23 protein-coding genes are annotated in these 20,506 nt (G+C 67.1%); 15 read left to right on the top strand and 8 right to left on the bottom strand.

The genetic code is table 11. The features are described from left to right. The first annotated feature begins 21 nt into the window (after positions 1-21). Entirely contained in the window at positions 22-207 is a 186-nt protein-coding gene (locus tag ACFWF1_RS09860) for a hypothetical protein (protein ID WP_379284778.1), read from the top strand. Positions 208-284: 77 nt separating this feature from the next. On the opposite strand, the gene ACFWF1_RS09855 is transcribed toward ACFWF1_RS09860, so the two are convergent. Beyond that, the gene (locus ACFWF1_RS09855; protein ID WP_379284777.1) at positions 285-506 is read right to left on the bottom strand and encodes a hypothetical protein; all 222 of its coding nucleotides are present in this window, start codon (positions 504-506) and stop codon (positions 285-287) included. A gap of 230 nt (positions 507-736) precedes the next feature. Between ACFWF1_RS09855 and ACFWF1_RS09850 the strand changes: the two genes are divergently transcribed. After that, complete coding sequence (locus tag ACFWF1_RS09850; RefSeq protein WP_379284776.1) at positions 737-1,501, top strand: hypothetical protein; 765 nt, start codon at positions 737-739, stop codon at positions 1,499-1,501. 211 nt (positions 1,502-1,712) lie between these two features. After that, positions 1,713-2,780, top strand: a complete 1,068-nt coding sequence (locus ACFWF1_RS09845) for an NAD-dependent epimerase/dehydratase family protein (RefSeq protein WP_379284775.1) — start codon at positions 1,713-1,715, stop codon at positions 2,778-2,780. 3 nt (positions 2,781-2,783) lie between these two features. Here ACFWF1_RS09845 and ACFWF1_RS09840 read toward each other — a convergent pair whose 3' ends face one another. From ACFWF1_RS09840 to ACFWF1_RS09830, 3 genes are read right to left on the bottom strand one after another with little or no spacing between them, the layout of a single operon-like run. Further along, positions 2,784-3,809, bottom strand: coding sequence for a sensor histidine kinase (locus tag ACFWF1_RS09840; protein WP_379284774.1), 1,026 nt, complete (start codon positions 3,807-3,809; stop codon positions 2,784-2,786). Further along, on the bottom strand, positions 3,802-4,506 hold the full coding sequence (locus ACFWF1_RS09835) for a response regulator transcription factor (RefSeq protein WP_379284773.1): 705 nt from the start codon (positions 4,504-4,506) through the stop codon (positions 3,802-3,804). The genes ACFWF1_RS09840 and ACFWF1_RS09835 overlap by 8 nt, the downstream gene beginning before the upstream one ends. Before the next feature lie 4 nt (positions 4,507-4,510). Next, positions 4,511-5,854, bottom strand: coding sequence for a hypothetical protein (locus ACFWF1_RS09830; RefSeq protein ID WP_379284772.1), 1,344 nt, complete (start codon positions 5,852-5,854; stop codon positions 4,511-4,513). 124 nt (positions 5,855-5,978) lie between these two features. On the opposite strand from ACFWF1_RS09830, the gene ACFWF1_RS09825 reads away from it, so the two are divergent. The 7 genes from ACFWF1_RS09825 to ACFWF1_RS09795 all read left to right on the top strand — a co-directional run bounded on the left by ACFWF1_RS09825 (position 5,979) and on the right by ACFWF1_RS09795 (position 10,831). Beyond that, the gene (locus tag ACFWF1_RS09825; RefSeq protein WP_379284771.1) at positions 5,979-6,650 is read left to right on the top strand and encodes a glycosyltransferase family 2 protein; all 672 of its coding nucleotides are present in this window, start codon (positions 5,979-5,981) and stop codon (positions 6,648-6,650) included. After that, the gene (locus ACFWF1_RS09820; protein ID WP_379284770.1) at positions 6,647-7,327 is read left to right on the top strand and encodes a DUF2064 domain-containing protein; all 681 of its coding nucleotides are present in this window, start codon (positions 6,647-6,649) and stop codon (positions 7,325-7,327) included. The genes ACFWF1_RS09825 and ACFWF1_RS09820 overlap by 4 nt, the downstream gene beginning before the upstream one ends. A gap of 112 nt (positions 7,328-7,439) precedes the next feature. After that, the gene (locus ACFWF1_RS09815; RefSeq protein ID WP_379284769.1) at positions 7,440-8,045 is read left to right on the top strand and encodes a methyltransferase domain-containing protein; all 606 of its coding nucleotides are present in this window, start codon (positions 7,440-7,442) and stop codon (positions 8,043-8,045) included. Next, positions 8,042-9,250, top strand: a complete 1,209-nt coding sequence (locus ACFWF1_RS09810) for a molybdopterin-dependent oxidoreductase (RefSeq protein WP_379284768.1) — start codon at positions 8,042-8,044, stop codon at positions 9,248-9,250. The genes ACFWF1_RS09815 and ACFWF1_RS09810 overlap by 4 nt, the downstream gene beginning before the upstream one ends. Beyond that, positions 9,247-9,687 carry a hypothetical protein gene (locus ACFWF1_RS09805; RefSeq protein ID WP_379284767.1) on the top strand — a complete coding sequence of 147 codons (441 nt, stop codon included), beginning with the start codon at positions 9,247-9,249 and terminating at the stop codon, positions 9,685-9,687. The genes ACFWF1_RS09810 and ACFWF1_RS09805 overlap by 4 nt, the downstream gene beginning before the upstream one ends. Then, positions 9,684-10,388, top strand: a complete 705-nt coding sequence (locus ACFWF1_RS09800) for a flavodoxin family protein (protein WP_379284766.1) — start codon at positions 9,684-9,686, stop codon at positions 10,386-10,388. Before ACFWF1_RS09805 ends, ACFWF1_RS09800 begins: the two co-directional genes overlap by 4 nt. 44 nt (positions 10,389-10,432) lie before the next feature. Then, positions 10,433-10,831, top strand: coding sequence for a VOC family protein (locus ACFWF1_RS09795; RefSeq protein ID WP_379284765.1), 399 nt, complete (start codon positions 10,433-10,435; stop codon positions 10,829-10,831). 116 nt (positions 10,832-10,947) lie between these two features. Here ACFWF1_RS09795 and ACFWF1_RS09790 read toward each other — a convergent pair whose 3' ends face one another. The 4 genes from ACFWF1_RS09790 to ACFWF1_RS09775 all read right to left on the bottom strand — a co-directional run bounded on the left by ACFWF1_RS09790 (position 10,948) and on the right by ACFWF1_RS09775 (position 15,767). After that, complete coding sequence (locus tag ACFWF1_RS09790; RefSeq protein ID WP_379284764.1) at positions 10,948-11,838, bottom strand: potassium-transporting ATPase subunit C; 891 nt, start codon at positions 11,836-11,838, stop codon at positions 10,948-10,950. A 1-nt stretch (position 11,839) separates the two neighbouring features. Next, the gene (kdpB, locus tag ACFWF1_RS09785; RefSeq protein WP_379284876.1) at positions 11,840-13,900 is read right to left on the bottom strand and encodes a potassium-transporting ATPase subunit KdpB; all 2,061 of its coding nucleotides are present in this window, start codon (positions 13,898-13,900) and stop codon (positions 11,840-11,842) included. A 109-nt stretch (positions 13,901-14,009) separates the two neighbouring features. After that, complete coding sequence (gene kdpA, locus ACFWF1_RS09780; protein WP_379284763.1) at positions 14,010-15,680, bottom strand: potassium-transporting ATPase subunit KdpA; 1,671 nt, start codon at positions 15,678-15,680, stop codon at positions 14,010-14,012. After that, positions 15,681-15,767 carry a potassium-transporting ATPase subunit F gene (locus tag ACFWF1_RS09775; RefSeq protein ID WP_357379335.1) on the bottom strand — a complete coding sequence of 29 codons (87 nt, stop codon included), beginning with the start codon at positions 15,765-15,767 and terminating at the stop codon, positions 15,681-15,683. Positions 15,768-16,146: 379 nt separating this feature from the next. Between ACFWF1_RS09775 and ACFWF1_RS09770 the strand changes: the two genes are divergently transcribed. From ACFWF1_RS09770 to ACFWF1_RS09750, 5 genes are all read left to right on the top strand, one after another. Further along, entirely contained in the window at positions 16,147-16,311 is a 165-nt protein-coding gene (locus ACFWF1_RS09770; RefSeq protein WP_379284762.1) for a hypothetical protein, read from the top strand. Between the two features lie 72 nt (positions 16,312-16,383). After that, positions 16,384-18,885 (top strand): ATP-binding protein, encoded by a 2,502-nt coding sequence (locus tag ACFWF1_RS09765; protein WP_379284761.1) that lies wholly within the window; start codon positions 16,384-16,386, stop codon positions 18,883-18,885. Positions 18,886-18,941: 56 nt separating this feature from the next. Then, positions 18,942-19,649: a response regulator gene (locus ACFWF1_RS09760; protein WP_150405534.1), complete on the top strand. Its 708-nt coding sequence runs from the start codon at positions 18,942-18,944 to the stop codon at positions 19,647-19,649. 95 nt (positions 19,650-19,744) lie between these two features. Further along, on the top strand, positions 19,745-20,191 hold the full coding sequence (locus ACFWF1_RS09755; RefSeq protein WP_379284760.1) for an OsmC family protein: 447 nt from the start codon (positions 19,745-19,747) through the stop codon (positions 20,189-20,191). Continuing rightward, positions 20,191-20,478 carry an acylphosphatase gene (locus tag ACFWF1_RS09750; RefSeq protein WP_379284759.1) on the top strand — a complete coding sequence of 96 codons (288 nt, stop codon included), beginning with the start codon at positions 20,191-20,193 and terminating at the stop codon, positions 20,476-20,478. The genes ACFWF1_RS09755 and ACFWF1_RS09750 overlap by 1 nt, the downstream gene beginning before the upstream one ends. Positions 20,479-20,506 lie beyond the last annotated feature (28 nt).

Here is a 20,506-nt window from a genome sequence, read left to right as displayed (position 1 = left end):
GACGCAGGCTGGAGGCACATCATGCAGACATCGCTGGATATGCGGGACCTGTGGAGTACACAGCACCGCGACTGCACCATCGAACCCCTCGACCTGGACATGGACCTCGCCCGGTTCGTCCGCAGCACCCACGCGGGCCACGGCCCCGAATGCTGCCAATACCTGGCCGCCTCGGCCTATTACTTCGACCACGCCGCGGTGGGCTGAGCACCACGATTCCGGGTAGGACGACAGTGCCCCGGCTCCGTGTGGTGGTAGCCGGGGCACTGTCGAATCGATGTGTGTTACTGGCGAGCAGCTGGGGTGGCGCCGCCGAGGCCGCCGGACAGACTGGACAGGGTCTTGGAGAAGGTGGTCGCGGACCCGGTCACGGGGTCGTCGACCGATTGAGCGCTGGGGGCGGTCTCCAGGAGCAGGCCGGATTCGGCGGTCGCCTGGGCGGCGCCGAGCAATGAGCCGAGTCCGAGTGCGCCGAGTAGCAGGCTGTTCGCCACTGTCCGCTTCATGAATTCGTTCCCTCCGTGGGCGACACGGCGTTGCCGTGTGCGGGCTGGCCGATGACGTTTCGGTAAGCATTCGTTGCCGGGCCTGTTCCGGATGGTCGGCAGGTCGGCGGGAGCCATCGCCCGCCGGATGCGCTCGCGCGATCCACCCATCCGCTAGCGCATTGCTGACGAATACTGTCCGGCACCACAACCACTCCACGCCCGAACGGTGGTCGGCTTACCGAGACGGCATGACCGGAAGGATCATTATCTTGGCGCGCATACGCTTCGTCTCGATGTTCGCTGCGGCCTGTGTGAGTTTGGCTGTCGCGGTTCCGGCGCTGGCGAGTCCTGGGCCCAACGAACAGTTGGATGTGCTCGGCGGCCGGACTCTCGGGGAGATACGAGACGACTTGAAGAGCAATCTGTACCTGAACGGATGGCTGACCGTGCTAGGGGCCGCGAATGCGGATGGGCTGTGCGAGAAAAGGGATTTCGACAATCCGACTCTCGTAGCCCTCGGCAAAATTCAGGATCGGTATCCGGTAGAAGGAATCGAGAGCCCCAGCAAAACCGCCAGGTACATGATCTCGCATGGGACGAAGTGGGGATTCTCCGAGGTCACCGGCGACTACACCAACGAGTTTCGGCATAAGTTCTGTGCCAGCCAAGAGATCAAAAACGAGTACGAAAATCAAAAGAAGACGGCCGCCGAGAACGGCGGAAAGGTGATGTTCGAGACCGACGAAGACATTCTGAAGGTGTACTACGCACAGGCGATCGACTACTACAAGGTGCTGGTCGCCGCCGGTGTGGACGTCGACGCCTACTTCAAGAAGGAGAAGGAGAAGGACAACGCGAATAAATTGGTGAACAGCGGAAAAAATATGGGCGAGACGATCAAGTTGAAAGAATGCTATCTGGCGACCTGGACGACATCACCTGAGGAAATCGGCACGATGGACGAAGAAGAGGATAAGGCTGCTTGTAAGGATAAGAAGAAAGACGACGAGTAGCTGGACTCCGGCCCGCGCGATCTCGTGCGCGGGCCGCTGGTGGCTCAGTTGTACTGGAGTCAGGCGTGCGCCGTTCATGACGAAATTCTGACGGTGCGGCGCGGATGGCCGCTGATGCCGGTCGGACCAGGCACGATCTGTTCATGACATCAGTTCTCGCAGGGACGTTCGTGCTCGACGCCCGGGTCGTGCGGCCGCCGAAGAGGCAGGGGTGAGTGGCGTGCGGGTGTTGCTGACCGGTGCCGCCGGGTTCATCGGGTCGCATATCCGGCGCGGGTTGGTCGACGCGGGGCATGAGGTGGTTTCGCTCGATCTGATGGTGTCCGCGGCGCATGGTCCGTCGGCTACCACCCCTGAAGGCGTTGAGCGGGTGGATGTCCGTGACGGTGCGGCGCTCGACGCGGTGCTGCGCGGAATCGATGTGGTCTGCCATCAGGCCGCGGTGGTCGGCAATGGGGTGAGTGCGCAGGACGCGCCTGCCTATGCGAGTCATAACGACTTCGGGACCGCGGTCTTGCTGGCGGCGATGGATCGGGCGGGGTGCGGTCGGCTGGTGCTCGCGTCCTCGATGGTCGTGTACGGCGAAGGTCGCTATCGCGGCGAGCGTTGCGGCCCAGTCGAAGTCGGTGTCCGCCGAATCGAGGATCTGGATGCCGGGATGTTCGAGTACCGCTGCCCGGACAGCGGCGAGGTACTCACCTGGGATTCCGTACATGAGGATGCGCCGTTGCGCCCGCGCAGCTTGTATGCGGCGAGCAAACTCGCACAGGAGAATTACGCTTCGGCCTGGGCAGCGGTGACCGGATCGTCGGTGACCGCGCTGCGCTATCACAACGTCTACGGCGACGATATGCCCAGGGACACACCCTATTCCGGGGTCGCGGCGATCTTCCGGTCCGCGCTGGAGGCGGGGCAACCGCCGCAGGTTTATGAAGATGGCGGGCAGACAAGGGATTTCGTGCACGTCACCGATATCGCCGCGGCGAATGTCGCCGCGGTCGAGCAGCCGCTGCCCGGCTTCGTCCCGCTCAATGTCTCCTCCGGACGCCCCATCACCATCCGGGAGGTCGCGGTCACGCTGGCGGCGGCGCGCGGCGGGCCGGACCCGGTGGTGACCGGGCGTTATCGCCCGGGTGACGTGCGACACGTGGTCGCGGATCCGGACAAGGCCAGGCGCGCACTGGGTTTCGCCGCGCGAGTGGATCCCGTCGCCGGCCTCACCGAGTTCGCGTTCGCGCCGCTGCGCAGTAGTGCGGGGGTTTGCGTGCCGACCCTGTGATGGTCAGTTGCCGGACAGTGGTAACCGAACCTCGAAACGGCTACCCGTAGGCCGGTTCTCGGCGGTGATGTCGCCGCGATGCGCCTCGACCAGACCGGCGGCGATGGCCAATCCCATGCCGCTGCCGGTGGGTACGCCGTCGGCGGCGACCGGCGATCGGGCCGCGGTGCCGCGGTAGGCGACCTCGAAGATCCGCGGCAGGTCCGCCTCGGCGATGCCGGGCCCGGTGTCGTCGACCCTGGCCCACGCCTGGCCGTCGGCGGCGCCCGCCGAGATGGCGACCTCGCCGCCGGGCGGCGTGTGTGCGATGGCGTTGGACACCAGGTTGGTCAGCACCCGGCCGAGCGCCTGATCGTTGGCCGCCACCACGATTCGGGCGTCCGGTTGTTCCGCGCGCAGCTTGACCTGCGCACGTTCGGCGGTCGGCCGGTTCGCGGCGAGCACCTCGTCGATCAGCTCGCGCAGATCCACCGGTTCCAGCTCGAGTCGGAGCGCTCCCGCGTTGATCTTGGACATCTCGAACAGGTCGTCGACCATGCGGGACAGCCGGTTGGTCTCGATGCCGATCTGCTCGGCGTAGGACGCGACGTCGGCCTGTCCGCTGACCACACCGTCCGAGAGTGCCTCGGCCATCGCGCGAATGCCCGCCAACGGGGTGCGCAGGTCGTGACTCACCCAGGCGACCAGCTCCCGTCGAGACTTCTCCGATGCCCGTTCCTGTTCACGGATCTGCTTCTCCCATACCATCTTTCGTGCTTGCTCCCGGCCGAGCCAGACCGCGGCGGGCACGGTGACCGCCGCGACGATGCCGAGCACCACCGCGGTGCGCTGGAACTGCTCGGTGAACATCAGGCCGCTGACGCCGATGATGCCCGCGAGGGTGGACAGCGTCGGAATCAGCACCAGCACAGCCATACTCGTGGTCACCGAGCGATTACTGGTGGCGCGCAGGATCAGCGCGCCGATCAGCACCACCGGCACCGAGCAGGCCAGCGAGTAGAGGATCAGCTGGGTGGTGTCCTCAGGCATCGATGGCTCCATTTCCCGGTTCGGTTCGCGCCCACGCGTATCCGCGACCCCACACCGTTTCGATGCGGTGGCGGGTGCCGAGTTTCGCGCGTAATCGCTTGATATGGACGGTAACCGTGGACAGGTCGCCGAAGTCCCAGCCCCACACCTGGGCGAGCAATTGTTCGCGGCTGAACACCTGCTGCGGATGCTGGAGCAGGAAGACCAGCAGATCGAACTCCCGTGGCGTGAGGTCCACCGGGACGCCGTCGACCAGCGCCAGCCGGAAGGCGGGCCGCACCTCGATCGCGCCGTCGCGCAGCGTCGGCGGGGCATCGTCGCGCACCACCTGTGCGCGGCGGAGCACCGACGCGACCCGCAGCGCGAGCTCGCGCGGACTGAACGGCTTGGTGACATAGTCGTCGGCGCCCGCCTCCAGCCCGAGCACCCGGTCGTCCTCGTCGCCGAGCGCGGTGAGCAGGATGACCGGCGTCTGCGGGCGCGGCCCCGAGCGGATCGCGCGGCAGATCTCGATGCCGTCCGGCGCGGGCATCATCACGTCGAGCACGGCCAGGTCGATCTGGTCGCCGGTGTCCGCGAGCGCCGCCAAAGTGGCCGGGCCGTCGGCGGTTTCGCGGACGGTCAGGCCGTCGCGCTCGAGGTAGCGCCGGACCACGTCCCGGACAACGGGATCGTCGTCGGCGATCAGGATAGACATCGTTTCACCAATTCGTCAGGATCGAGTGGACCAGCACGAGCGTGCCGATGCCCTGCACCGCGAGCCAGCCGCGGGCGGTGGACCGGGGCAGGAACGCGGTCGCGGCGAGCAACCACATATCGAACGGTAACCAGATGCGTTCGGTTTCCGCCTTACTCAGCCCGCTGATGTCCGCGGCCAGGATCGCGCACAGGGCGGCGGCCACCAGCAGCGCCGCCGGATCGAGGGCGCGCAGCACGCGCGGGGACAACGCGCGGTGCAGCGCCGCCGCCGTCGCGAGGCCGACCGCGCAGACCGTCGCGGCCAGATTGCCCCACCACCAGTACGCGTAGGACCGATTCTTGGCGACGCCCTGGTAGTAGCGCTCTACCACCAGGTGATAACCGTCGACCCACCAGAATCCGGACAGCGTGAAGGCGGCGACGACCACCAGCGCACCGGCCACCGCCGGCAGCAGCGGCCGGATGGTGCGGCCCGCCAGCAGGACGGCTACGGCGGGTATCGCCATCAACGTCAACCCGTAACTGAGGTAGATGCCGAAGGCGAACAGCATGCCCGCCGCGACCGCCGCGACGTGACTGCCCGCGGGCCGCGCGGCGACCGCGAGCAACGCGACCGCCCACGCGGTGACACCGGCGAACATCGCGTCGGCGGAGACGGCGATCCAGACCGCGGCGGGCGCCAGCGTCAGAAACGGCAGCGCGGCCCGTGCGCGATCCTCGGCGCCGAGCGCGCGCAGCGCGACCGCGACCGCGACCACCGCGCTGGTGCCGATCAGCATGCAGGCCAACGCCGCCCAGGTGCTGCCGCCGAGGCCGAGACGATCCAGCACCACGAAGAACAGCAGCGCGCCCGGCGGATGCCCGGACACATGGGTGGTCCACGAGTCCGGTTGGAAATCGAGGATGCGACCGGAGAAACCGCGCAGCATCGCGCCGATATCGGTGACGCCGCCGACCTCGTGCAGGTATTCGTTGGGGTCGTTGAACCGGTTGGTGAAGCCGCGGTGCCAGCCATCGACCATGGCCAGCGCGAACGTCCACGCGATCGCGGTGAGCCACGACAGCGCCAGCAGCCGTCGCCACGGCAACCGTTGGGCCAGCGCCGGACCTCGCACGGCAACGAGGGCCGCGATGACGATCGCGGGGCCGGTGCCCCAACCGATGTGCGGTAACCAGGAGCCGAAGATCGGCGCGCTGGCCGCGTAGAGTTTGCTAACCCATTGCGGGTTGGCGATTCTCGGGATGATGAACGCTGTCGCTACCAGTGCGGCGGCGATGCCCGCACTGATCAGGTCGCCGCGGATCTGGACACGCGGCTGGGCTGCGACCTCGGAGACGTCATGCACGGTTATCACGATAGGTCGGCCAACGGCCCGTTATCGCTGTTCCGGACGCATATTTTGACGATGTCACTGTTTCGTCACAGGTTTTTCGGCCATGCGGCGGGTCCGACGGCTTAGCGTCGGTGCCGTGACTCGAACCCAGGTTGATCCGGCCGGAGTGACTGTGGTGATTCCGTGCCGAGACGAAGCTGATGCGTTGCCGGATGTCCTAGCAGCCATTCCCGCCGGGTATCACGCCCTGGTCGTGGACAACGGCTCCACCGACGAGACGGCGGCCGTGGCCCGCGCCCGTGGCGCCACGGTGGTGCACGAGGGCAGACCCGGCTACGGCGCGGCGGTCCAAGCGGGCATCGCGGCGGCGCGCACCGAGCTGGTCGCGGTGCTCGACGGCGACGGCTCGATGGATCCGGCCGAACTGCCCGGCCTGGTCGAATTGATCCGTGGCGGAGCCGATCTCGCGGTCGGCCGCCGGCGACCGACCCGCGCCGGGGTCTGGCCGTGGCACGCGCGGCTCGGCAATCTGCTCATCGCCCGCAGGCTGCGGCGCAAATACGGTCTGCCCGTGCACGATATCGGCGCGATGCGGGTGGCGCGGCGGGCCAGGATGCTGTCGCTCGGGCCGCTGCACCTGCGCTCCGGGTATCCGCTCGAACTGCTCGTCGGCGCGGCGGGCGCGGGCTGGCAGGTAGTCGAGCGGGACATCGCCTATCGGCCACGAGCCGGGGGAGTATCGAAGGTCTCCGGCTCCTGGCTCGGCACGGCGCGCGCTACCAAGGACTTCCTGGCGGTGCTGCGATGAGCCCCTGTGCCGCAACACTGTTGGTGATCGCGAAGGCGCCGATCGCCGGTTTCGCCAAGACGCGATTGACACCACCGCTCACGCCGCAGGAGGCCGCGCGCGTGGCCGCCGCGGCTCTGCTCGACACCCTCGACGCGGTGCTGCAGAGCGACGTCTCCCATCGAGTCGTCGCGTTCACCGGCGACCTGGCCGCCGCCGAATGCGGCCACGAATTGGCCACCGCCCTCGGTGAATTCGAGGTCATACCGCAGCGCGGCGACGGTTTCGGCGCGCGCCTCGCCAACGCCCACGCCGACGCCGCCCGCCTCGGCGCACCGGTCCTGCAGATCGGTATGGACACGCCACAGATCGGTCCAGAGGTGCTGACGGCGGCGGCAAACGAACTCGCGGCGGGTGACACCGCGCTGCTCGGCTTCGCCGACGACGGTGGTTGGTGGGCGCTCGGATTGCCGTCCGCACAGCCCGCTCGGGTGCTTGCGGACGTTCCGATGTCCACCGATCAGACGGGCGAGCTCACCCGGCAGGCTCTGCAGGACTGCGGATATCGAGTGGATCTGTTACCGCAGTTCAGCGATGTCGACACCTTCGCGGATGCGGTCCGGGTGGCGGCAGAATCCGGCGGCCGCTTCGCCGAGACGTTCCTCGAACTACGCGACCGCGGGTTGGTGCTGCGATGAATGCCACGGGCACAACAGGTTTCGCTGCTCTGGGCGAGTGTGGGGTGATGGCGCGATGATCGGCGCGGACTTCGACATCTTCGATCGTGCGTTGGCGGGTGAAAGATGTTGGATGCGTGCGGCGGATGGCACTCGGCACCGGTTGCCGACCGGGCGTTGGCTCGGACTGGCCGGTGGCGATCGTGGTGCTGATCGTGCGCTCACTGGCTGCTGTGACGGGCCGACGCTGGATCTCGGTTGCGGGCCAGGACGATTGGTCGCCGCGCTGTTGCAGCGCGGGGTGCTCGCGCTCGGCGTCGATATCTCGCCGACGGCGGTCGCCATCACCAGGTTTCGCGGAGCACCCGCGTTACGCCGGGATCTGTTCGGGCCGTTGCCCGGAGCCGGCCGCTGGTCCTACGCGCTGCTGGCCGACGGCAATATCGGCATCGGTGGCGACCCGCAGCGCATCCTCGCGCGCACCGCGGAACTGCTCGCGCCGGACGGTCTGGCGATCGTCGAATTCGGCCGTCCCGGTAGTGGTTCGGTGACCCGGCAGATCCGGCTGGAGTCCCGGTCCCATGTCGGGTCCTGGTTCCCATGGGCCTCGGTGGGCATCGATCACGCGGAACAACTCGCGCACACCGCCGGATTCCGGATGGTCGACACCGTCGAGGTCGGCGGCAGGCACATCGCGTGGCTCCGCCGTCATCGCGCCACGTCGGGCGGTGCCCGATGAGCGTGCGCGAAACCATTGAGCGCAGAGCCACCTCCGTGACCCGGTGGTTCCGCGTCTCCGACGCCCGCGGCCCGGAGGTCGCCAGCCGAGTCGGTCTCGCACTCGGCACCGCAATCCTGGTCTGCTTCATCACCGGCCTGCTCAGCCACTGGATCCAACACCCACCCACCTGGTTCTGGTGGCCCGCCCACCCGGTATGGCTGTACCGGCTGACCCAAGGGCTACACGTCATTTCGGGCGTAGCCGCCATTCCACTGCTGCTGGTGAAGCTTTGGGCGGTCTACCCAAGGTTGTTCCAACGCCCCATAATCGGCTCCCCCCTCCGCATGCTGGAGCGCGGCTCGATCGCCCTACTGGTCGGCGCAATCCTCTTCGAACTATCCACCGGCCTCCTGAACATCGCCCAGTACTACCCCTGGAAATTCTTCTTTCCCCCCGCCCACTACGCAGTCGCCTTCGTTGCCATCGGCGCACTGGCAGTACACCTAGCGGTCAAGCTGCCGGTCATCCGAGAAGCACTGAGTCGCCCAGTCGACTCGGACCCGCCCTCGACTGCGTCCGTGCACCAGGTGGAGGTTGTGCAAGAGGGACCCGATCTCGTTGGACCGCGCCATGTTTCGCGACGGACAGTGGTGACCGCGGCGTGGGTTTCCGCAGGCGTGGCCGCGTTGGCGGTGGCCGGTCAAACTGTTCCCGGTCTGCGGTGGGCCGCGGTGCTGGCGCCGCGCAGTGGGGAAGGGCCGCAGGGGGTTCCGGTCAACAGGTCGGCGACGGCGGCGGGGGTCGTCGAGTTGGCGCGGGCGGCGGACTATCGGCTGACGGTGCTGGTCGGCGATCGGCGGCGCAGCTTCACCAGGGATGAATTGCTGGCCATGCCGCAGGTGCAGGCTCGGCTGCCGATCGCCTGTGTCGAAGGGTGGAGTGCGTCCGCCGATTGGTCGGGTGTTCGGCTGCGTGATCTGCTCGCGGCGGTGGGCGCCTATCCGGGTGGCGACGTGCACTTCCGGTCGTTGGAGACCAGTGGCATCTACGCGAATTCGGTCCTGCCGCATCGGCATGTCGTCGATGCGGACACGTTGGTGGCGCTCTCCCTGAACGGGGCGACGCTCGATGTCGATCACGGCTACCCCTGTCGCCTCATCGCGCCGAGTCGCCCTGGTGTGCTGCAAACGAAATGGCTTTCGATGATCGAGGCACGCTCATGACTGCGATCCGAATCCTGTTGGTACTGGCCGGGCTGTGGCTCGGCTGGTACGGAATCTCCCTGTTGCTCGACTTTCCCCGAGCCGATCTGCTGTCGGTCGCTTTGTGGTTCGCCGGTGGCATCCTCTTGCACGACGCGGTATTCGCCCCGCTCTGCGCCGCTGTCGGTGCCACCGCCCGCCACGTCCTGCCCGGCACCTGGTGGGGTCCGGCCGCGTGCGGGGCGGTCTGCACGGTGGCGTTGTTCGCGATCGCCGTCCCCGTGCTCGATCGCGGACACGCCATGCCGGACAACCCAACCGTCCTCGACCGGAACTACCCACTCGGCCTCGCCGTGGCGCTCATCGTGATCTGGGCCCTGGTAGTCGCCGCAGCGGCGGTAAGACGTGCCGACGATCACCGATCCCGTAGCCCCGAAACCCCAAGGAGCGCACCATGACCAGCTACGACGACTTGCGGGCAGTCTTCATCAACTGCACCCTCAAGCGCTCGCCGGAGGTGAGCAACACCCAGGGCCTCATCGACATCAGCGCCCACATCATGGCGAAGAACGGCGTCCAGGTCTCGCATATTCGCGCGGTCGACCACGACATCGCGTTCGGCGTCTGGCCGGACATGACCGAACACGGCTGGCCCACCGACGCATGGCCCGCGCTGCAACGCCAGGTCATGGACGCCGACATCCTGGTGGTCGCGGGCCCGATCTGGTTGGGCGACAACAGCTCTGTCACCAAGCAGGTGATCGAACGCCTTTACGCGAACTCCTCGATCCTCAACGACCGCGGCCAATACGCCTACTACGGTCGTGTCGGCGGCTGCCTCATCACCGGCAACGAAGACGGCGTCAAACACTGCGCCATGAACATCCTCTACAGCCTCCAGCACCTCGGCTACACCATCCCGCCGCAGGCCGACGCAGGCTGGATCGGCGAAGTAGGCCCCGGCCCTTCCTACCTGGATCCCGACTCCGGCGGCCCCGCCAACGACTTCACGAACCGCAACACCACCTTCATGACCTGGAACCTGCTGCACCTGGCCCGAATGCTCAAGGACGCCAACGGAATCCCCGCCCACGGCAACCAGCGCTCCGAATGGGACGCGGGCTGCCGCTTCGACTTCCAAAACCCCGAATACCGCTGACCCACCCGCGCGGCGGCCCTCCGCAGCGCCCGTACGATCGAGGCGTGGCTATCGCTCAGTTGAGTCTGATCACTTTGAACTGTGCCGACAAGGAGGAGCTGGCGGCGTTCTGGGCCGCGTTGCTCGGAGGGGAGATCGTTTATCGCGCCGATGATTTGGCCGTCGTGCACACCGAACGCGGGTCGCTATGTGCGCTGACTGTGCCGGACTATCGACCGCCGACCTGGCCCGGGGGTAACACCCCGAACAACATCCATTTCGAGCTCAAGGTCGACGACCTGGACGACGCCCAGGCAGCGGCCATCGAACTGGGTGCCCGCCTCGCCGAGGTCCAACCGGACCCGAACGCCTGGCGAGTCCTGCTCGACCCCGCCGGACACCCGTTCTGCCTCGTTCCGCACGCCCCGCTGTTCCCCCTCGGCCCCAAGAAGGACGACGCCTGAGTCTCGGCACACCACGGCGGCAAACGCGAGTGATCCCGTCATGGTGTGCCACTCAGTGTCCGGGAATGGCGAGAGGGCCGCTGACAACGTGTCACCGGCCCTCTCGGGTCTTCTGATCAGCCGCGGAACGGGTACCGCTGGTCGAGGTCGAGGTTCAGCTCGACCACGTTGACGCGCGGTTCACCGAGGAAGCCGAGGGTACGGCCGCTCGTGTGCGCGTCCACCAGCGAACGCACCTGGTCAACAGAAATGTTGCGCGCCTTGGCAATTCGCGCGATCTGGATATCGGCATACCGGGGCGAGATGTGGGGGTCGAGCCCGCTGCCACTGGCGGTGACCGCGTCGCTCGGCACCGGGGTGTCGACGGGAGCAGCACCGAAGATCGGGACGATCCGCCCCGCCGAGTAGTCCTCGCCGGGCTTGGCGCACTCGACCTGAACACCCTTGTAGGTGGTCAGGAACGGCGTCGCCGGGCACGCCTCGTTGACGCTCACCACCTGGGTCGGATGCGAAACCTGACCGTCGGTATCGCGCGGTCCGATCACCGAGAGCACCGCGCCGACACCGTCTTTGGTGCAGAACGGACGTCCGCCGTCGACCCCCTCACGGTCGCCGACCTCCTTGCTGCGGGCGCACACGGTGGACAGCAGGCTCAGCTTCACGTTCTTCGGGTCGGCGTCGAGGGTGTCCACGATGCTCTCGGGCCCGAGGTTGCTTGCCGCGGTGGCCATCGGGTCGTATCCGTTGCTGCCCGCCGCGGACGGACGGCTCTGGAAGTACTGCACCAGCGCCTTGCCGTCGGGGTCGGTGAAGGACTGCCCGATCAGGCTGGAGCCGACCACCTTGTCGTCGACCTTGATCAGCGACCCGTCTGCCTTGTCGTGCAGGCCCGGTATCTGAGCGACCGCGAAAACCGCTAGGGGATAGACGATTCCGGTGATCACGGTGAGCACGAGCAGCGCACGCAGTGCGGCCAGGTGCTGCCGGATCCAAGTTGAAAACTGCATGTCAGGACATCCCAGGGAGGAGTTGGACGACGAGGTCGATGATCTTGATGCCGATGAACGGCGCGATAATGCCGCCGAGGCCGTAGATCAACAGGTTGCGGCTCAACAACTTCGACGCATTGGACGGCGTGTAGTTCACGCCGCGCAGCGACAGCGGGATCAGCGCGACGATGATGATCGCGTTGAAGATCACTGCGGACAGGATCGCCGACTGCGGGCTGTGCAGCCGCATGATGTTCAACGCGTCCAGCCCGGGGAACAGCGCGATGAACAGCGCGGGCAGGATCGCGAAGTACTTGGCGATGTCGTTGGCGATCGAGAAGGTGGTGAGCGCACCGCGGGTGATGAGCAGCTGCTTGCCGATCTCGACGATCTCGATCAGCTTGGTCGGATCGGAATCCAGATCGACCATGTTGCCTGCCTCTTTGGCCGCCGAGGTGCCGGTGTTCATCGCGACACCCACGTCGGCCTGGGCCAGCGCCGGTGCGTCGTTGGTGCCGTCACCGGTCATCGCGACCAGCCTGCCGCCGTCCTGCTCCTTCTTGATCAGCGCCAGCTTGTCCTCCGGCGTGGCCTCGGCGAGGAAGTCGTCCACGCCCGCCTCGTCGGCGATCGCCTTGGCGGTCAACGGATTGTCGCCGGTGATCATGACGGTGCGGATACCCATCCGGCGCATCTCGTCGAAGCGCTCCCGCATGCCTTGCTTGACAACGTCTTTGAGGTGGATCACGCCGAGCAGCCGGGCGGTGCCGTCCCGGACCTCGCCGACGACCAGCGGCGTGCCACCGGAGGCGGAGACGCCGTCGACGGTCACGCCGGCCTCGGTGGGCACGTTGCCGCCTTGCGCGCGAACCCATTCGATGACCGCGCTGGCCGCACCCTTGCGCAGCTGATGCCCGTCGTTCAGGTCGACACCCGACATCCGGGTCTGCGCGGTGAACTCGACCCAGGTCGCGCCCTTCAGCTCGCCGGGCGTGCGCTCGCGCTTGTTGAACGCCTGCTTGGCGTACACCACGATGGAGCGGCCCTCGGGCGTCTCGTCGGCGAGGCTGGACAGCTGCGCCGCGTCGGCCAGCTCGTCGGCCGAAATGCCCGGCATCGGAACGAAGTCCGAGGCCTGCCGGTTGCCGAGGGTGATGGTGCCGGTCTTGTCCAGCAGCAGCGTGTTCACATCGCCCGCGGCCTCGACCGCGCGGCCGGACATGGCGAGCACATTACGCTGCACGAGCCGGTCCATGCCCGCGATGCCGATCGCGGACAGCAATGCGCCGATGGTGGTCGGGATGAGGCACACGAGCAGCGAGACCATGACGATGCCGGTGATGCCGTTGACGTCCAGCGCCGAAGTGTCCGGCACCCCAGGGTTGTTCGCCTTGGAGAAGATCGCCAGCGGCTGCAGGGTGACCACCGCGAACACGAAGATGATCGTCAGCGAGGCGAGCAGGATGTTGAGCGCGATCTCGTTCGGCGTCTTCTGCCTGCTCGCGCCCTCGACCAAGGCGATCATCTTGTCGATGAAGCTCTTGCCGGGCTCCTGGGTGATCTTGACGACGATCCGGTCGGACAGCACGGTGGTGCCGCCGGTCACCGCGGAACGGTCACCGCCGGATTCCCGGATCACCGGCGCGGATTCACCGGTGATCGCCGATTCGTCCACCGAGGCAATGCCTTCCACGACATCACCGTCGCCGGGGACGACCTGTCCGGCCTCGACGACGACATGATCGCCGCGCTGCAGTTCCGGTGCCGCGACACCCTCCTCGACCACCTGGCCGCCGGGCGTCCAATCCACCAGACGCCGGGCGATGGTGTCGGTCTTGGCCTTACGCAGCGTGTCGGCCTGCGCCTTGCCGCGCCCCTCGGCCACCGCTTCGGCGAGATTGGCGAAGATCACGGTGAGCCACAGCCACACCACGATCGCCCAGGCGAAGAAGGTGGGATCGGCGATCGCGAGCACGGTCGACCAGACGGCGCCGAGCTCGACGATGAACATCACCGGGTTGCGCCACATGGTGCGCGGGTCCAGCTTGCGTACCGCGTCGGGCAGCGAGGTGAGCAGCATCTTGGGATCGAGCGCGCCGCGAGGGACGCGACCCGACTTGCTGTCCAGCTGCTTCTTCGACTCGTTGAACTCGTCGGGAACGGTGATTTCGGTAGTGGGACTGGTCATTTCAGTGGATTCCTTCGGCGAGCGGCCCGAGCGCGAGTGCGGGCAGGAAGGTGAGCGCGACCAGGATCACGGTGGTGCCGACGACCATGCCGATGAACTGCGGCCGGTGCGTCGGCAGCGTGCCGATCGACTCGGGGGTGTTGCCCTGCTTGGCCAGCGAACCGGCGAGCGCGAGCACGAAGATGATCGGCAGGAACCGGCCGAAGACCATCGCGAGGCCGAGCGCGGTGTTGTACCACTCGGTATTGCCGGTCAGGCCCGCGAACGCGGAGCCGTTGTTGTTCGCCGCGGAGGTGAAGGCGTACAACACTTCCGAGAGCCCGTGCGGCCCGGAGTTCGCCATTCCGGCGCGCTGTCCCGGCATGGCCATCGCGATCGCGGTGCCTATCAACACGATCAGCGGGCTGACCAGGAAATAGGAAGCGGCGAGCTTGATCTCGCGCGGCGTGATCTTCTTGCCGAGGTATTCCGGTGTGCGCCCGACCATCAGGCCAGCGACGAACACGGTGATCACCGCGAGGATGAGCATGCCGTAGAGGCCGGAACCCGTTCCGCCCGGCGCGACCTCGCCCAACTGCATGTTGAACATCGTCATCATGCCGCCGAGGCTGGTGTAGGAGTCGTGGAACGAGTCGACCGCACCGGTGGACGTCAGCGTGGTCGCGCCGGAGAAGGTCGCCGAATCGGCTACGCCGAAACGGGTTTCGACGCCCTCCAGGGACGCGCCGATCGCGGTGGGCACCGTGCCGTGGTGCGCCAGCTGGAAGATGTTGCTCAACGTCACGCTGATGATCGCGATGGTGCCCATCACGGCGACGATGGCGACGCCCTGCTTCTTGCTGCCGACCATCCGGCCGAAGGTGCGTGGCAGCGAGAAGCTGACCACCAGCAGCAGGAAGATCTCGATCCAGTTGGTCCAGGTGGTCGGGTTCTCGAACGGGTGCGCAGAGTTGGCGTTGTAGAAGCCGCCGCCGTTGGTGCCGAGCTCCTTGATCACTTCCTGGCTGGCCACCGGCCCGCCGGTGATCGTCTGCTCGGTCCCGTTCAGCGTCTGCGCGACCTGATCGTGCAGGTGGAAGTTCTGGATCACACCACCGGCGACCAGCACGATCGCGAACACGAACGCGATCGGCAGCAGGATGCGGATGGTACCCCGCACCAGGTCCACCCAGAAGTTACCGAGATCGCCGGTGTGCCTGCGGGCGAAGCCGCGCACCAGCGCGACCGCCACCGCCATGCCCACGGCCGCGGAAACGAAGTTCTGCACGGCGAGCCCGGCCATCTGCACCAGGTGACCCTGGGTCGATTCACCGGAATAGTTCTGCCAGTTCGTATTCGTGACGAAGCTGACCGCGGTGTTCCAGGCCAGCGCCGGAGTCATCTCGGTGCCGGGGTCGTTCAGGTGCAGCGGCAGCTTGCCCTGGACCAACTGCAGGAAGAACAGGAACAGAATGCTGACTCCGGAGAACGCCAGCACACTGCGGGCATACACGCCCCAGGTCTGCTCGACCTCGGGCTGCACGCCGATGGCCTTGTAGAGGACGCGCTCGGCGCGGGAGTGCTTGGTGTTGTTGTAGACCCGGAACATGTAGTCGCCGAGCGGTACGTGCACCAGGGCAAGCGCGATGATCAGGGACGCCCCGAAGGCAATCCCTGCGGTAGTCGTGTTCACCTAGAACCTCTCGGGGAAAAGCAGCGCCGCGACCATGTAGATCGCGACAGAGATGGCGAGAACCAAACCGATCAGGTTCGCGATCACAGCTTCTCCACCCCTCGCTGGATCAAGCCCAGCAGGGCGAAGATCGCCACTGTGAGCACCGTGAACACCACGACAGACATGTTTGACCAACCTCCATCAAGCGCTCGTGTTGTGGAGCGCGCCTTGGCGAGTCAAGTCTTCGATCCGGCGCGTGCCGAGGTTCCTTACGACTCCTTTGCGCGGCGAATGGTTGCCTTTGCGCTTCGTTTACACCCCGCATTCGATAGCTGAAAGGATGCCGTCAAAGTCTGCGGCGATGCCGTCAACACACCGTAAAGATCGGCGCGATCTTGCGATGTGGCGGTAGTAGTGGAGGGCCGGCCAGGCGGACCACTCCAGCGCAACCGGTTGTTCGCATTGGTCGCAAGAGAGGATCGAAATGTCGGCTGTCACCGTCGCCGTCATCGTGGGATTCGTGTGTTGCGCGCTGCTCATTCGCGCGCTGGGGGCACGGAGCGAGGACAGGGACGTGCAGAGCGTTGTCGTCGAGGACGACCGCGTGCGGGCGTTTCGCGCCCCGGATCGGGCACCGTTCGATGCGTGAGGATCTGGCGCAGCGCGCCGGTACGTCCGAGGGGTACTCGGTTCGGGGACCGCGACGCGCAATGATGAACGAGTGAAACGCGGGCAACTCCGCATCTACCTCGGCGCCGCGCCGGGAGTCGGCAAGACCTACGCCATGCTCGGCGAGGCGCACCGGCGGATCGAGCGCGGCCGCGACGTGGTGGCTGCGGTAGTGGAAACACACGGGCGGGCCAAGACCGCCGCCCTACTGGAGGGCATCGAGCGGATTCCACCCAAGGTGGTGGAGTACCGCGGTGCCGAGCTGTCCGAGCTCGACGTCGACGCGGTGCTGCGGCGTCATCCGACCGTGGCACTGGTGGACGAGTTGGCACACACCAACGCGCCGGGCGGCAAGAACGAAAAGCGTTGGCAGGACGTCGAAGAACTCCTGGATGCGGGCATCGACGTGATCTCGACGGTCAACGTGCAGCACCTGGAAAGCCTGAACGATGTCGTCGAGCAGATCACCGGCATCCAGCAGCGCGAGACGGTGCCGGACGCGGTGGTGCGCGGCGCGGATCAGGTCGAGCTCGTCGATCTCACGCCGGAAGCGTTGCGGCGCAGGCTGTCTCACGGAAACGTCTACGCCGCCGATAAGGTGGATGCCGCGCTGCGCAACTACTTCCGGCCCGGAAACCTCACCGCGCTCAGGGAATTGGCGCTGCTGTGGTTGGCCGATCAGGTCGACGCCGCGTTGTCGAAGTACCGGGCCGACCACAAGATCACCGATCTGTGGGAGGCCCGCGAGCGGGTCGTCGTCGCGGTGACCGGCGGGCCGGAGTCGGAGACGGTGGTGCGCCGGGCCAGTCGCATCGCGAGCAAGGCCAGCGCCGAACTCGTGCTGGTGCACGTGGTGCGCGGCGACGGATTGGCCGGGGTGTCCACCGAACGGCTGGCCCGGTTGCGTGAACTCGCGGCCAGCCTGGATGCGTCGCTGCACACGGTCACCGGTGACAACGTGCCGACCGCGCTGCTGGAGTTCGCCCGCGAGGTGAACGCGACGCAGCTGGTGCTCGGTACCTCGCGGCGGTCCAGGTGGGCCAGGATGCTCGACGAGGGCATCGGCTCCACCGTGGTGCAGCAGTCCGGCAAGATCGACGTGCACATGGTGACGCACGAGGAAGCCCACCGCGGTCTGCGCCGGTATTCGCTCATGCCGCGTCAGCCGATCCGGGCCTGGCTCGCCGCGGTGCTGGTGCCGCTCGCGGTGTGCGGATTCAGTTACGCGTTCCTCGACGGCTACCTGCAGCTCGGCGGCCTCAGCGCGGTGTTCTTCATCGGCGTCGTCGCCGTCGCGTTGCTCGGTGGTGTTGTGCCGGCGGCCTTTTCGGCGCTGCTGTCCGGTCTGCTGCTGAACTGGTTCTTCGCCGATCCGCGCTATAGCCTGACCATCGCCGCGCCGGACAGCTTCGTCACGGTGGTGGTGCTGCTGTTCGTCGCGGTCGCGGTGGCGGCACTGGTCGACGTGGCCGCGCGGCAGACCCGGCAGGCGCGCCGGGCCTCGCAGCAAGCCGAATTGCTGACGCTGTTCGCCGGTGCCGTGCTGCACGGCGCGGATCTGCCGAACCTGCTAGAGCAGGTCAGGGAGACCTATGGGTTGCGCGCGGTCAGCATGCAGTGCGGTGAGCAGGTGATCGCCGCGGTGGGCACGAATCCGCCGCAGCGGGCCGCCGACGCCGACACCGCGATTCAGGCCGGCGACGCGTCGAGCTGGCTGCTGCTGGCCGGACGGCCGCTGGCCGCCGCCGACCGGCCGGTGCTCAACGCGGTCGCCAACCAGGCGGCCGGGCTGGTGCGCCAATCCAGGCTCGCCGAGGAGGCCAGCGCCGCCGCCGCACTGCTCGAGGCCGATCGGTTGCGCCGGGCGCTGCTCTCCGCGGTCAGTCACGACCTGCGCACGCCGCTGGCCGGGGCGAAGGCGGCGGTGTCCAGCCTGCGCAGCGACGACATCGAGTTCTCCGCCGAGGACACCACCGAATTGCTGGAGACCATCGAGGAATCGGTGGATCAGCTGACCGCACTCGTCGGCAACCTGCTCGACTCGTCCCGGCTCGCCGTCGGCGTGGTGAAACCGCAGCTGCACCGGGTGTACATGGACGAGGTGGTGCATCAGGCGCTGGTCAGCGTCGGCATGGGCGCGCGCGGGTTGCGGCGCGCGGCGATGGATCGGGTGAAGGTGGAGGTCGGCGACGTCTCCGTGCGCGCGGACGCCGGGCTGCTGGAGCGAGTGGTGGCCAACCTGATCGACAACGCGCTGCGGCACGCCACGCGCGACACGCCGGTGCGGGTCACCGCCGAACGCGAGGGCGACCGCGTATCAATCGCCGTGGTGGATGTCGGTCCCGGCGTGCCGCAGGGCACCGAGGAACAATTGTTCGAGCCGTTCCAGCGGCTCGGCGACCGTGACAACACCACCGGCGTCGGGCTCGGCCTCTCGGTGGTGCGCGGTTTCGTCGAGGCAATGGGCGGCACCGTGCACGCCGAACCGACCCCTGGCGGAGGATTGACCATGATCGTGGACCTGCCTGCCGACGAAACGGAAGCGAGCAGCTGATGATGAGTACATCGACAGTGGGAGCACCGCAGCCCCGGACCACACAGGAAGCCGTGATGACCGACAAGAAACAGGATGCCCCGGCGATCAAGGTGCTGGTGGTCGACGACGAACCGCAGATCGTGCGCGCGCTGCGGATCAACCTGTCCGTCCGCGGCTACGAGGTGATCACCGCGGGAACCGGCGGCGCCGCGCTGCGTGCGGCCGCCGACAAGCACCCCGACGTGGTGATCCTCGATCTCGGGCTGCCCGACATCGACGGCATCGAGGTGCTCGCCGGGTTGCGCGGCTGGACCTCGGCGCCGGTGATCGTGCTTTCCGCGCGCACCGACTCGGCGGACAAGGTCGAGGCGCTGGACGCGGGCGCCGACGACTACGTCACCAAGCCGTTCGGCATGGACGAGCTGCTGGCCCGGCTGCGCGCCGCGGTCCGGCGCGGCGCCGCCGACACCGACTCGTCCGATCCGGTGGTGGTGACCTCGTCGTTCACCGTCGACCTCGCCGCCAAGAAGGTGACCAAGAACGACGAGACGGTGCATCTCACACCGACCGAGTGGGGCATGCTCGAGATGCTGGTGCGCAACAAGGGCAAACTGGTCGGGCGCAAGGAGCTGCTGCGCGAGGTGTGGGGTCCGTCGTACGCGACCGAAACCCATTACCTGCGCGTGTATTTGGCGCAGTTGCGGCGCAAGCTCGAGGACGATCCGTCGCACCCCAAACACCTGCTGACCGAGGCGGGGATGGGGTACCGGTTCCAGGAGTGAGTGGGCGAGATCGCGCCGTCCGCCGGAATGCGTGCACGCCCTCGCCGCGTTGCCACGCGTGAGTGGAACCCGACGAGAATGGCAGGATCGAGCTCATGGCTGAACAGACACCCGCGACTGCGGCAACACAACCGACCGAACTATGGGTCGAGCGCACCGGGACGCGGGCGTACACCGGGCGCAGTTCGCGCGGCGCCGAGGTATTGATCGCTTCACAGGGCGTGCCGGGCGCTTTCACCCCCGGCGAGCTGCTGAAGATCGCACTGGCCGGTTGCTCGGGGTTGAGCGCGGACTTCTCGCTCGCGCGCAAACTCGGCGACTCCTTCGACGCGACCATCCGGGTGTCCGGTGACGCGGATCGGGAGAACGAGCTGTACCCGCAGCTGGACGAGACGTTCGAGCTGGACCTCAGCGAATTGGACCAGGAGGCGAGGGAGCGGTTGCTGGTTACCGTGCAGCGCGCCATCGACAAGGCGTGCACAGTGGGCCGGACTTTGCAGGCGGGGACGAAGGTGACATTGTCCTTCGATATCGAAGCCTGATGGGCGAAGCCGCTGAGCTGGTCCGGCTGAGCGCGTGGGTGCACGGCCGCGTCCAGGGCGTGGGATTCCGCTGGTGGACGCGGTCACGTGCGTTGGAGCTCGGGTTGACCGGGCACGCGACCAATGCGCGGGACGGGCGGGTGCACGTGGTCGCGGAAGGGCTGCGAGACGACTGCGAGCGGTTGCTCGAACTGCTACGTTCCGGTGATACTCCTGGTCGGGTGACCTTGGTTGTGGAAAGCTGGGAGCCCGCGCGGGGTGATTTGACCGGATTCGAGGAGCGGTAGTGGTGGGCCGGGATAGGACGAGGACTCG

The sequence above is a fragment of the Nocardia sp. NPDC060255 genome (genome assembly GCF_042727395.1).
Taxonomy (GTDB): Bacteria; Actinomycetota; Actinomycetes; order Mycobacteriales; family Mycobacteriaceae; genus Nocardia.
Note: the sequence above shows the minus strand (reverse complement) of the source record. Positions and strands in the feature narration are given on the sequence as shown.